Genomic DNA, 12,399 nt, shown 5'->3' on the forward strand with positions numbered 1-12,399 from the left:
GCGATATTTGTGGGCGCTGGAATTTGTATTCGTAATGCGGGCAGTCTTAACGATGATACTGCCCGCCATGCTGATATTCCAATTGCTTTTCAGACCGGTTTCCGCCGGGGCGATAACGCCCATATGTTAGCGCGATGCCTCCCGCCAGCCGCCGCCCAGCGCGGCGATCAGCTGCACGCTGGCGACCCACTGCGTGCTTTGCAACGACAGCAGGCTCTGCTGCTGGCTCAGGCTGCTGTTTTCAGTGGTGGCGACATCCAGATAGTCAATCATCCCCGCTTCATACTGGTTACGCGTGACGCGGGCCGACTCCTGCGCCGCCGAGGTGGCGTTTTGCTGCGCCACGATTTCGTTTTGCAGCGTGTGCAGCTCCACCAGGTAGTTTTCCACCTCCTCAACGCCGGTCAGCACCGCCTGGCGATAGCTGGCCACATCGGCGTTATAGGCCGCTCTCGCCTGCTCCACTTTCGCCGAGGTGGCGCCAAAGTCCAGCAGCGTGCCGCTGAGCGACGGCCCGAGCGACCAGACGCGATTCGGCAGCGACAGCAAATTATGCAGCGCCGAGCTGGTAAAGCCGCCGGTGGCGCTCAGCGTGAGGTCGGGATAGTAGCCTGCGATCGCCACGCCAACGGCGGCATTGGCCGCTGCCACAGTGCGTTCTGCGTAAGCGATATCCGGGCGGCGCTCAAGCAGCGTCGAGGGCACGGCCTGCGGGATGGCGGGCAGCGTGGCGGTCATCGCTTTCGTTACCGGCAGGCTGAATTCCGCCGGCGTTTTACCGAGCAGGATAGCGATAGCGTGTTCGGTTTGCGCCCGCTGCCAGCTGAGGTCGAGCGCCGAAGCCCGCGAGGTTTCCAGCTGCATTTGCGCCTGCGCGAGCGTGGCGCGAGACTCGCTGCCAGCCTGATATTTATTCTCAATAATAGTCAGGTAGCGCTGGTAAGCCTCAACGCTTTGCTGATACAGCACGATCTGCTGGTCCATAATGCGCAGCTGAAAATAATCCTGCGCCAGCTCGGACTGGGCGCTGAGGGTGATATTCGCCAGCTCCGCCTCGCTGGCCTGCGCGCTGGCTTTGTTCTCTTCCAGCGTGCGCCGCAGCTTGCCCCAGATATCCACTTCCCAGCTGGCGCTGGCCTGTAGCGAATGGCTGTCGCTGGCGGTGCGCTGGCCCGTGCCCGTCGAAGCGCTGCCGCTGCGCGTTGAGGAACCGCTATAGGTCGCACCGGGCAGAAGGTCAGAGCGCGCTTCACTGACCAGCGCCCTGGCCTGGCGATACTGCGCTTCATACTGCGCCACGTTCTGGTTTGAAACGGCAACCTGCCGCAGCAGACCGCTCAGCGTATTGTCATGATAGACCGACCACCAGTCGCCTTTGCTTTGTGCATCCTGCGGTGCGGCCTCGCGCCAGCCCTGCGCTTCTTTATAGTGCGCGGGCACGTTCACCGCCGGACGATGGTAATCGGGGCCGACGGCGCAGCCGCTCAGCAGCAGCGCCAGGAAAACAGGCGCGAGCCTGGAACTTGTCCTTTGCCCGGACAGAAACGGTAATTTTTTCATTGTCATTATTTAAGCTCTGAGGCGCGCCCACTGACGTTTAGCGGCGCGGCTGGCACGATCGAGATAGAGGTAAACCACCGGCGTGGTAAACAGCGTTAACAACTGGCTCAGCGCCAGGCCGCCGGCGATAGCCAGGCCCAGCGGACTGCGCAGATCGGCGTCGCCGCCGCTGCCCAGCGCCAGCGGCAGCGCGCCGAAAAAGGCGGCCAGCGTGGTCATCATAATGGGCCGGAAGCGCATCAGGCAGGCCTGCACAATCGCCTGCTGCGGCGTCATGCCCTGCTTGCGTTCCGCCGCCAGCGCGAAGTCGATCATCATAATGGCGTTCTTTTTTACGATGCCGATCAGCAGCAGGATGCCGATCAGTGCGATCACCGTTAGCTGCGTGCCGGTCAGCAGCAGCAGCAACAGCGCGCCAACGCCCGCGGACGGCAGCGTGGAAAGGATGGTCAGCGGATGAATATAGCTTTCATAAAGCATCCCCAGCACGATATAGACGGCCGCCAGCGCGGCAAGGATCAGCCACGGCATAGAGGCGGTGAGATCGCCAAAGGCTTTCGCCGTGCCCTGAAAACCGGCCTGAATATCGCCCGGCAGCGCAATTTTCGCCATCGCGGCTTTAATCAGTGCCGAAGCCTGCTCCAGCGAAACGCCGTCCGCCAGGTTAAAGGCAATCGTGCTGGTGGCCGACTGGCCCTGATGCGCCACCGACAGCGGCGCGTTGGCGCCGCTGAAGCGGGCGAAAGCCGAAAGCGGCACCTGGTCGCCGGCATCGTTAATCACATACAGCTTGTTAAGCGTTTCCGGATCGCGCGTCCACGCATTCTGCAATGACATCACCACATGATACTGATTAAGCGTCTTGTACAGCGTGGCGACCTGGCGCTGCGCAAACGAATTATTCAGCAGCGTATCGACCATCTCCACGTTGACCCCCAGCCGTTTGGCGCGATCGCGATCGATCGTGACCATTACCTCCTGGCCGCCGGTTTGTGAGTCGGAATCGACGCTGGTCAGCTGTGGGATCGCCTCCAGCGCGGCCTTGACCTTCGGCGTCCAGACACGCAGCGTCTCCAGATTGTCAGCCTGAAGGCTGTACTGATAGCTGGCGTTGGCGCTGCGGCCGCCGATATGAATATCCTGCGCCGCCATCAGAAACAGCTCCACGCCCGGCACGTTGCGCGTTTTGCCGCTCAGCCGGTTGGCGACTTCCGTCGCCGTCGCGTCACGTTGGTCGAAGTCTTTCAGATGCACGAAAAAGTTGGCGGTGTTGCGCGAACCGAACGCGCCGCTGCCCATTGACGACATCACGCCGTCCACCGCCGGATCCTGCTGGATCAGTCTGGCGAACGCCTCCATTTTCGGCTTCATCGCCTGGAAAGAGACGTTTTGATCGGCGCGCAGCATCCCCATCAGCAGACCGGTATCCTGATTGGGGAAAAAGCCTTTCTGCACCACCGAATAGAGAAACAGATTGAGGATCACCGTCAGCATCAAGCTAAACAGCGTCAGCCGCTGATGGCGCATCACCCAGTTCAGCCCGCGGGCGTAGGCGGCCAGCAGACGATTAAGGCCGTTTTCGATCCACTGATAAAGCGGATGCGGCCGCGCGGTGACGCCGGGTTTACGCTTCAGCAGCCGCGAACAGAGCATCGGCGTGAGGCTGAGCGACACCAGCATAGAGATAATCAGCGAAACGGTCAGCGTCACCGCAAACTCGCGAAACAGGCGGCCAACGATGCTGCCCATCAGCAGGATCGGGATAAACACCGCCACCAGCGACAGCGTCATCGACAGCACGGTAAAGCTCACCTCGTTCGCGCCTTTCAGCGCGGCGCGCACCGGGCTTAGCCCCTCTTCTATATAGCGCGTGATGTTTTCCAGCACCACGATGGCGTCGTCCACCACAAAGCCGGTGGCGATGATCAGCGCCATCAGCGACAGGTTATCCAGGCTGTAGCCGAGCAAATACATCACCGCACAGGTGCCCACCAGCGAAACGGGCAGCGCCAGCGCGGGAATGGCCACCGCCTGCAAATTGCGTAAGAAAATAAAGACCACGCCAATCACCAGCGCGATGGCGATCAGCAACGTTTCTTCGGTGTCATAAAGGGACGCGCGCACGTTGGGAGAGCGGTCAACCACGATTTTCAGCGAGACGTCGGCCGGCAGGTTTTCCTCCAGCGCCGGCAGCTGCGCTTTGATGGCATCAATGGTTTGCAGCATATTGGCGCCCGCCTGGCGCGTGACGCCGATCATCACCGACGGCGAACCGTTGAAGTAACCGACGTTGTACTGGTCCTCTACCGAATCGTAAACGGTGGCGATGTCGCTGAGGCGGATAGCGCGGCCGTTCTGGTAGCTGACCACTAAATCGCGGTACTGCTTTGCGCCGTCCAGCTGGCTGTTACCGTCAATCACCCAGCTCTGGTTAGCGCCCTGCAACATCCCTTTCGGCAGATTGCTGGTGCTGTTGGCGATGGCGGCGCGCACCGTATCCAGCGAGATCCCGGCATGGGCCAGCATTTGCGGCTGTAGATCTATTCTGACCGCCGGCAGCGCGCTGCCCATCAGCGAGACGTCGCCGACGCCCTGCACCTGCGCGATTTTCTGGTCGATTTTGCTCTCGGCGATATCGTACAGCTCGCCCTTGGAGCGAGTGGTGGACGTCAGCGCCAGCATCACAATCGGCGCGTCGGACGGGTTGGCTTTACGATAGGTCGGCAGCGACGGCATGCTGCTCGGCAGCAGGCTGCGCGAGGCGTTGATCGCCGCCTGTACATCCCGCGCCGCGCCGTTGATGTCGCGGGTCAGCTCAAACTGCAAAATGATATTGCTGGAGCCCTGCGAGCTGCTGGAGGTCATCTCGGTAATGCCCGCGATTTGCCCCAGCGCGCGCTCCAGCGGCGTGGCGACCGTGGCCGCCATCGTCTCCGGGCTGGCGCCCGGCAGGCTGGCGGAAACCATAATGGTCGGGAAATCGACCTGCGGCAGCGGCGCGACGGGCAGCAAACGATAGCCCAGCGCGCCCAGCAGCAGCAGCGCCAGCGTTAACAGCAGCGTGGTAACGGGCCGGAAGATAAAAAAGCGCGTAATCATTTAGCCGCCCGCATTCTGCGGCGTGCCCGCCCGGCCAGGCGATCGAACCACAGGTAGATCACGGGTGTGGAGAACAGCGTCAGCACCTGGCTGAAGATCAGGCCGCCGACAATCACCAGCCCCAGCGGCTGGCGCAGTTCAGCGCCCGAGCCGGAGGCCAGCATCAGCGGCAGCGCGCCAAGCAGCGCCGCCATGGTGGTCATCAGGATCGGGCGGAAGCGCAGCAGACAGGCCTGATGGATCGCTTCCCGCGGGCTGAGGTGCTGCTTTTTCTCCGCATCCAGCGCAAAGTCGATCATCATAATCGCGTTCTTTTTCACAATGCCGATCAGCAATATCACCCCAATCAGCGCAATCAGGCTGAATTCCGTGCCCGCCAGCAGCAGCGTCAGCAGCGCGCCGACCGCCGCCGACGGCAGCGTGGAGAGAATGGTCACCGGATGAATAAAGCTTTCATAAAGAATGCCCAGCACCACGTACATGGTCAGCAGCGCGGCCAGGATCAGCCACAGCGTGTTGCCGGTAGCGTTCTGGAAAGCTTCGGTTTCGCCCTGATAGCGCAGCGTCATGCTGGACGGCACCTTCAGGCTTTGCTGCGTCTCCGCTATCGCCTTTTGCGCCTCTTCCAGCGAGTAGCCGTCGTTGAGATTGAACGAGACGGTCACCGCCGGGAACTGGTTCAGCCGCATATGCACCAGCGAGCCGATGCGCTGATGAATGGTGGCGACTGAGGTCAGCCGCACCATGCCGCCGCTGCTGGTTGAAGAAGCGCTGTCAGACGAGCTGCTGTCGGTATCGCTTGAGGTGCCGCTGCTCGTGGAGGTGGTCGAGGACGAAGCGGCAGCCGCCAGCCAGATGTCGTTAAACGAGGCCGGAGACTGCTGATACTGCGGCGCGACCTCCAGCACCACCCGGTACTGATTCGACTGGGTAAAAATGGTGGAGACCAGCCGCTGGCCGAAAGCGTTATACAGCGCGGTATCCACGTCGGCGGCGGTAATGCCGTAACGCGCCGCCGCATCGCGGTTCAGTTCGACCCAGGCGACCTGCCCCTGATCCTGCAAATCGCTGACCACCGAGCTGAACTCCGGCCGTTTTTCCAGCGCGGCCACCAGCTTCGGCGTCCAGGCGACCAGGTTCTCGCTGTCGGCGTCGTCCAGCGAGAACTGATAGCGATCCGGCGTGACCCGATCGTTGACCGTCAGATCCTGCGCGGCCTGCATATAAAGCTGAATGCCCGGCACGCTGCGGGTCGCCTGTTGCAGTTCGGCAATCACCTGGTCGGCCCGCTCGTCGCGCTGGTCAAACGACTTCAGGTTGATTTGCAGCCGCCCGCTGTTCAGGCTGGTATTGTTGCCGTCGATGCCGATAGTGGAAGAAAGACTCGCCACCGCCGGGTTCTTCAGCACGATAGCCGCCAGCTGCTGCTGCCGCTTCGCCATTTCACCAAAAGAAACGTCCTGAGAAGCCACGGTCACGCCCTGGATTAACCCGGTATCCTGCGCCGGGAAAAAGCCTTTGGGAATAACCAGATAGAGCAGCGCGGTCAGCGCCAGCGTCGCCAGCGCCACCAGCAGCGTCAGGCGCTGATGGTTAAGCACTATCGTCAGCAGGCGATCGTAACCGGCCACCAGCTTATCGAAGAACTGACCGCCCTTGCGGTAAAAGCGGCTCTGCTTCTCTTCCGGGATATGGCGCAGCAGACAGGCGCAAAGCATCGGCGTAAGCGTCAGCGAAACCAGCATCGAAACCAGAATCGACACCGCCAGCGTAATGGCGAACTCGCGAAACAGCCGTCCGACCACGTCGCCCATAAACAGCAGCGGGATCAGCACCGCAATCAGCGAAAAGGTCAGCGAGATAATGGTGAAGCCAATCTGCGCCGAGCCTTTCAGCGCCGCCTCCATCGGCGTTTCGCCCTGCTCCAGCCGCCTTGAGATATTTTCCACCACTACGATAGCGTCATCAATAACGAAACCGGTGGCGATAGTCAGCGCCATCAGCGACAGGTTATTCAGGCTGAAGCCCGCCAGATACATCACGCCAAAGGTGCCGACCAGCGACAGCGGCACCGCCACGCTCGGGATCAGCGTCGCCGCGACGTTGCGCAGAAACAGAAAGGTCACCATCACCACCAGCGCAATCGACAGCATCAGCTCAAACTGCACGTCGCTGATGGAGGCGCGAATGGTCTGGGTGCGGTCGGAGAGGATCTGCACTTTTACCCCGTCCGGCAGCGCGGCCTGGAGCGTCGGCAGCTGCTTTTTAATGTTGTCCACCACCGCAATCACGTTGGCGCCGGGCTGGCGCTGGACGCTAATCACAATCGCCGGGCTGTTGTTGGCCCAGGCCGACTGATAGCTGTTTTCCGCCGCCTCTTCGATATGGGCGATATCCTTCAGCCGCAGCGCCGCGCCGTTCTGATATGTAAGGATCAGGTTGCCGTATTCCTCTGCGGTGCGCAGCTGGTCGTTGGCGTCGATGGTTATCGAATGGTATTTGCCGTCGAAACCGCCTTTCGAGCCGTTGACGTTGCTGTTGCTAATCAGCGTATTGACGTCTTCCAGCGTCAGCCCGTGCGCCGCCAGCGCTTTGGGATCCATCTGCACGCGGATAGCGGGCTGATGGCCGCCCGCCAGCGTCACCATGCCGACGCCGGAGATTTGCGACAGCTTCAGCGCGACGCGGGTGTTGACCAGGTCCTGGACTTTAATCAGCGGCAGCGTATCCGAGCTGGCCGCCAGCGTGATCACCGCCGTATCCGCCGGGTTCACCTTTTTATAGGTTGGCGGATTAGGCAAGTCGGAGGGCAGCAGGCTGTTGGCGGCGTTGATCGCCGCCTGCACTTCCTGCTCCGCCACGTCCAGCGACAGATCCAGCGAGAACTTCAGCGTGATCACCGACGAGCCGCCCGAGCTGCTGGAGGCCATCTGGCTCAGGCCCGCCATCTGCCCCAGCTGCCTTTCCAGCGGCGCGGTAACGCCCGATGCCATAACATCCGGACTCGCGCCCGGATAGAGCGTGGTGACCTGAATGGTCGGATAATCCACCTGCGGCAGCGCGGAGGTCGAAAGAAACTTATAGGCGAAAACGCCGGAGATCAGCACGCCGATCATCAGCAGGATAGTGGCGACCGGACGCGCGATAAAAATGCGGGACGGATTCATTGCGCTTTCGCTTTGTCGCTGGCGGCCGGGGTTTCATCAGCCGTAACCACAGAGACTTTACTGCCGTTGCTTAGCCGATCGATGCCTACGGTAACGACCTGCTCGCCCGCCTTCACGCCTTCAGTAATCGCCTGCTGCGTGTCGCCCAGCGTCGGCCCGGTTTTCACCGCGCGGCGCGTAACCGTTTTATCGCTGCCGATCACGTAGACGAAGCTGCCGTCGCTGCTGAGCTGCAACGCCTGCGCCGGGATCACGGTCGCCTGCTTCAGGGTGCCGGTTTGCAGCCGTAGATCCACAAACTGGTTGGGATAGAGCGCCTCGTCCTGATTGTCGAACAGCGCTTTCAGCTCGACCGTGCCGGTAGCGGTGTCGATCTGGTTGCTGATAAACCGCACGCTGCCGGAAGCCAGCGCCTTATCGCCATCCTGATCGAACGCGGTTGCCGGCAGCGTCTGCCCGTTGTGCAGCGCCTTAATCAGCGTGGGAATGTTGCTTTGCGGAACGCTGAAAGTTACGGCGGCGGGCTGCATCTGGGTAATGGTCACCAGGCCGGTGGTGTCGCTGCTCTGCACCATATTGCCTTCGTCAACCAGGCGCAGGCCAACGCGCCCGGAAACCGGCGCAGTGATGCGTGCAAATTCAATATTCAGCTTTGCCGAGGCGATTTGCGCCTGGTCGGCTTTTACCGCCCCGCGATACTGCCCCACCGTGGCGGCCTGCGTATCCAAATCCTGGCGGGCTAAAGAGTCCTGCGCATAGAGCTTGCGGTAGCGCGCCAGCGTCAGCTCCGCGCTTTGCAGCAGCGCCTGGTTCTGGCTGAGATCGCCCTGGTACTGCGCCAGCGTGGCCTCATAGCTGCGTGGATCGATCTGCGCCAGCAGCTGGCCGGCTTCGACCTGCTGCCCTTCCGTAAAGTAAACCTTCATCAGCTGCCCGTCCACGCGGCTGGTAACGGTAACGGTAGCATTAGGGATCACCGTGCCGAGCGCGGTCAGGTAAACCGGTACGTCGGCGGTGGTAACCAGCCCGGCGTGAACCGCTACCGGGCCGGCCATCATCATGCCGGGGCCGCCTGGCCTGCCCGCGCCGCTGCCGTGCGGCCAGAAACGCCAGACCAGCAAAATGGCCAGAATAATAAGAGCGGCAAGGATAAGTTTGCGACGGAAGGGTTTTGCTGTTGTAGAGGTCATGAGGCTCAGTCGGATCAAATAAAACAAAGAAGCGGCAGCATCTCGTCACCGCCAGAAAAAAGCAGGTCATCTGACCCGGCGGTATTATGATTGAGCAGGCTGATTAAATTCCATGCTCAGAACGTAAGGTTTCTGTTAAGGGTGGTTTACAAGTCTCAGCCGTCGAATTCAGGCCGCCGCGTTATTGCCATCTGCCGTCAGGGCGTAGGCATTTTAAGCACGGGCGAAAAAAAAGCTGGCAGCAAGGCCAGCTTCTGTCATTGTCGCGCCGCGATTAAAAGGCGATATCCACGCCGCCGCGGAAGACCGACTCGTCGCCTTTCTCCGCCACGTGCTTGTCCACTCGCAGGAACAGGCGCGCATCTTTCGCTTTGCCTACGTCCAGCCGCATCCCGTACCACTGAGAATCCCTGTCCAGCGTCATGCCCGGAATGGCGAAGCTGTCGCCTTCAGAACCGGTGCCTATCCAGCGGGCGTTCACATCCAGCGACGGATTGGTAAAGGCGTGCTGGTGCTCGCCGTAGACGGAAAGCAGCGACCACCATTGATCGACCTCAAGCAGAGGCGCGCTCAGGTTAAGGCCGGTGAGGCCAACGGTGCGGCTGTAACGGGCACTGTCGCCTTGCAGTCCCAGCGCGCCGGCCTCATCGTTAAAGCCGCCGGTATAGAGCTGGCTCAGCTTCATGCCGACATAAGGTTGCAGCGTCAGCCTGTCGTCCAGCGACCAGCGGTAGCCGGTTTTGACCAGCGCCTGCCAGCTGTCGTTGCGCGTTTCTGATGAAGATGAACGCACGCCGTTCAGCAGCAGCACGCGATCGAGATCGGTCTCGCCATGCTGATAGCTCAGGTTGCCCTGCCAGAACCATTCCGGCGTTACGGCATACTGTCCATAAAGCATAACGCCCTGCAAACTGTTGGTGCTGTTGCCGCCGCTGCCTTCGTAGCTGGCCCGGATTTCGCTATCGGTGACGGCCGCGCCTACCCGCAGTCCCGGCACGTCGAAACTGCTGTCCACGCCAATCGCAGTAGTGTTGGTGCGGTAGTGGCTGCCCAGATAACCATCCTGCTGCAAATCGCCGTGCAGCGTGCCCGTTTCCGCCCACATGCCGTAAGGCTTTTGCCGCGCCGGATCGAGGCGGTTATTCAGCAGCTGGTTCTGGTAATCCAGGCTGTTGAAGAGAATAGCATTGCCGCTGGCGTGTGCCTGGCCGGAAAGCGAATCCAGCACCGCTTCAGCCGCCGCGCCGCTGCCGATACGCTGGAAAGCCGCCGCATCCTGCAACAGTTCGGTTTGCTGCGCGGAAAGGCCCGACTGCGTCGACAGCCTGTCGGCCGCCTGCAACGCCCGCTCGACGTTGGCGGCGCTTTGCAGCGTTGCTTTGCCGGTCAGTCCCGCCGCCTGGGCCGCCTGAACGGTATTCACTCGCTGAAAATGTCCGGTAACGCTGTTGGCGCTGTAGGCCACCGTGCCTTTCAGGAAGACGCCGGTATCCACGCTGGCGAACTGCCCGCTGATGCCCTGTCCGCTTTCCAGCAGCGATTCGTTGGTCTGCACAATATAGGTATCGGAAGGCAAGGTAACCTGAAGCGCGCCATTGAGCGTCGCCGGGCCTGCAACCGTCAGCGGCTGAGAGAGCGTTATCCGCAGCGTGCCGTCGGCGCTTTGCTGATAGCTGCCGACCACGCGCAGCCCGCCAGCGGCGGTGGTTACCACCGTGCCCTGGTTGCTCAGATTACCGTTGATCCGGCCCGAGCCTGCCAGCAGCCCGCTGCCCGTTACGCGCACGTCGCTGGCGACGCTGCCGTCGATAAACAGACTGTTGCTTTCCACCCGTGTTGCGCCGGTGTAGGTGTTATTGCCGCTCAGCGTCAGGCTGCCGCCCGCGTTGCTGGCGCCGCTGACAATCAGGCCGCCGCTGCCGCTGATATCGTTGGCAAACACGTAGCTGCCGTAGGTCAGCGCGGCGGTAAAGTCATCGCCATAAAACATCCCCGGGCCTCGTAACGCCTTATCGACATTCACATTTCCCCAGCCGAAGGTGTTGTTATAGGGCCGCCCGTTGGCGGTGTCCTGGCTGACGCCCGCCACGGCATCGCTGTGGTAATCCGCCGTCGTCAGCAAAGTTTGCTGAAGGTTGTAGCCGGTCATCCACGGAAACTGCGCCGACACACGGGATGCCGCGCCGGTCACGCGAGGTGCGGCGAAAGAAGTGCCGTATTTGCGACCCAGCGTGCCGTTGTCCTGCAGGTAATCCGCATAGCCGGGCGCGGCCAGACACCAGGCGGCGACATCGCCACAGGCGTCAAACACAAACAGCTCCGGCGGACGGCTGCCCTGCGCCACGGTATAGCCAGGCACATAGCCGGTCACGGCGATCAGCCCTTTTTGCAGGCTGGGGTCATTGTAGATTAAAGGGATCTGCGCGTTCGGCGAAGGCGTAGACGTCCCGTTGTTGCCGGTCACCACTACGCCCAACGCGTTAGCGCTGACGATGCTGCTCAGGCTGTCACGCAGCAGATCGTAACGCCCGCTGGTTCTGGCGCTTTGCTGCTGTGCCGTAGTAGCCAGTCGCTCGCCGGAAGCATAAGACATGTTAATTATTTTTACGCCGTTATTGAGCAGCCCGCTGATAGCCTTTTGCGTATCCTGGTAATAAAAAAGGTTATTACTGGAAGCCTGCGCTATCCATAAATCGCTGTCCGGCGCCACGCCGCCGGCAAACGCCCCGCTGGCCAGGCCGGCCGCCGTCAGCGCCACCAACGTGCCGTGCCCTGCCTGACCGTTATTATCGTTCAGGGTCTGGCTGCCGCCGGAAAGATAAGAGGCGAAATGGACATTGTCGTAGTTGATGTCAGAACGACCGGCCGCCAGGCCCGAATCGACAATACCGACTTTAACCTTGCCGTAGGTAACGACTGGCGAAACCGGCATCGGCTCTGGGGTTGGCGCCGAATCGGTAGTCGGCGTCGTCTCGGCTACGGGTTCGGTTGTCGGCGTTGGCGTCGGCGTCGGCGTTGGCGCGGGATTGTTTACAGGCGCCGGCGCCATGTTCAGCGTTTCGCCACCACCACCGCCGCCGCCACCACCACCACCACATCCGACAAGTAATAACGTACTGATTAAAACGGCCAGCACCGATAGCTGAGAAGGTGCCGGAAAGTCAGGAGTCGATCTGATAATGTGCACGAATGTCCTCTTGGATCGTATGAAAGTAGAGCCATCCATGCTTTGATATAAACAGTTTAGATCTTATCTGGAGATATAACAGATATTGATATTTTAATAGATCACACAATTTCCAATTGTCAGAATAGCTGATGTTTAACAGAGGTATTTGTGCGTTAAAGCCGGAGCGGATGACGGGAGGCTAAGATAAAAAAAG

At 60.9% G+C, this 12,399-nt stretch carries 5 protein-coding genes; all 5 read right to left on the minus strand.

All coding sequences use genetic code 11. From position 1 onward, the window contains the following. Positions 1–126: 126 nt before the first annotated feature. Positions 127–1,560 (minus strand): efflux transporter outer membrane subunit, encoded by a 1,434-nt coding sequence (locus AB6T85_RS14440; RefSeq protein WP_369895946.1) that lies wholly within the window; start codon positions 1,558–1,560, stop codon positions 127–129. Positions 1,561–1,569: 9 nt separating this feature from the next. Further along, positions 1,570–4,659, minus strand: a complete 3,090-nt coding sequence (locus tag AB6T85_RS14445; protein WP_369895948.1) for a multidrug efflux RND transporter permease subunit — start codon at positions 4,657–4,659, stop codon at positions 1,570–1,572. Further along, positions 4,656–7,826, minus strand: a complete 3,171-nt coding sequence (locus AB6T85_RS14450; RefSeq protein ID WP_369895949.1) for an efflux RND transporter permease subunit — start codon at positions 7,824–7,826, stop codon at positions 4,656–4,658. Before AB6T85_RS14450 ends, AB6T85_RS14445 begins: the two co-directional genes overlap by 4 nt. Then, a complete protein-coding gene (locus AB6T85_RS14455) occupies positions 7,823–9,016 on the minus strand; it encodes an MdtA/MuxA family multidrug efflux RND transporter periplasmic adaptor subunit (RefSeq protein WP_301730082.1) in 1,194 nt (397 codons plus the stop codon). Before AB6T85_RS14455 ends, AB6T85_RS14450 begins: the two co-directional genes overlap by 4 nt. 274 nt (positions 9,017–9,290) lie before the next feature. Further along, entirely contained in the window at positions 9,291–12,203 is a 2,913-nt protein-coding gene (locus AB6T85_RS14460; protein WP_369895951.1) for a S8 family serine peptidase, read from the minus strand. Positions 12,204–12,399 lie beyond the last annotated feature (196 nt).

The organism is Erwinia aeris (assembly GCF_041224955.1).
GTDB lineage: Bacteria > Pseudomonadota > Gammaproteobacteria > Enterobacterales > Enterobacteriaceae > Erwinia > Erwinia aeris.

Bases quoted from the DNA above. Each gene is read 5' to 3' on its own strand.
- AB6T85_RS14455 (WP_301730082.1), bottom strand. From the start codon at position 9,016: ATGACCTCTACAACAGCAAAACCCTTCCGTCGCAAACTTATCCTTGCC.
- AB6T85_RS14450 (WP_369895949.1), bottom strand. From the start codon at position 7,826: ATGAATCCGTCCCGCATTTTTATCGCGCGTCCGGTCGCCACTATCCTG.
- AB6T85_RS14440 (WP_369895946.1), bottom strand. From the start codon at position 1,560: ATGAAAAAATTACCGTTTCTGTCCGGGCAAAGGACAAGTTCCAGGCTC.
- AB6T85_RS14445 (WP_369895948.1), bottom strand. From the start codon at position 4,659: ATGATTACGCGCTTTTTTATCTTCCGGCCCGTTACCACGCTGCTGTTA.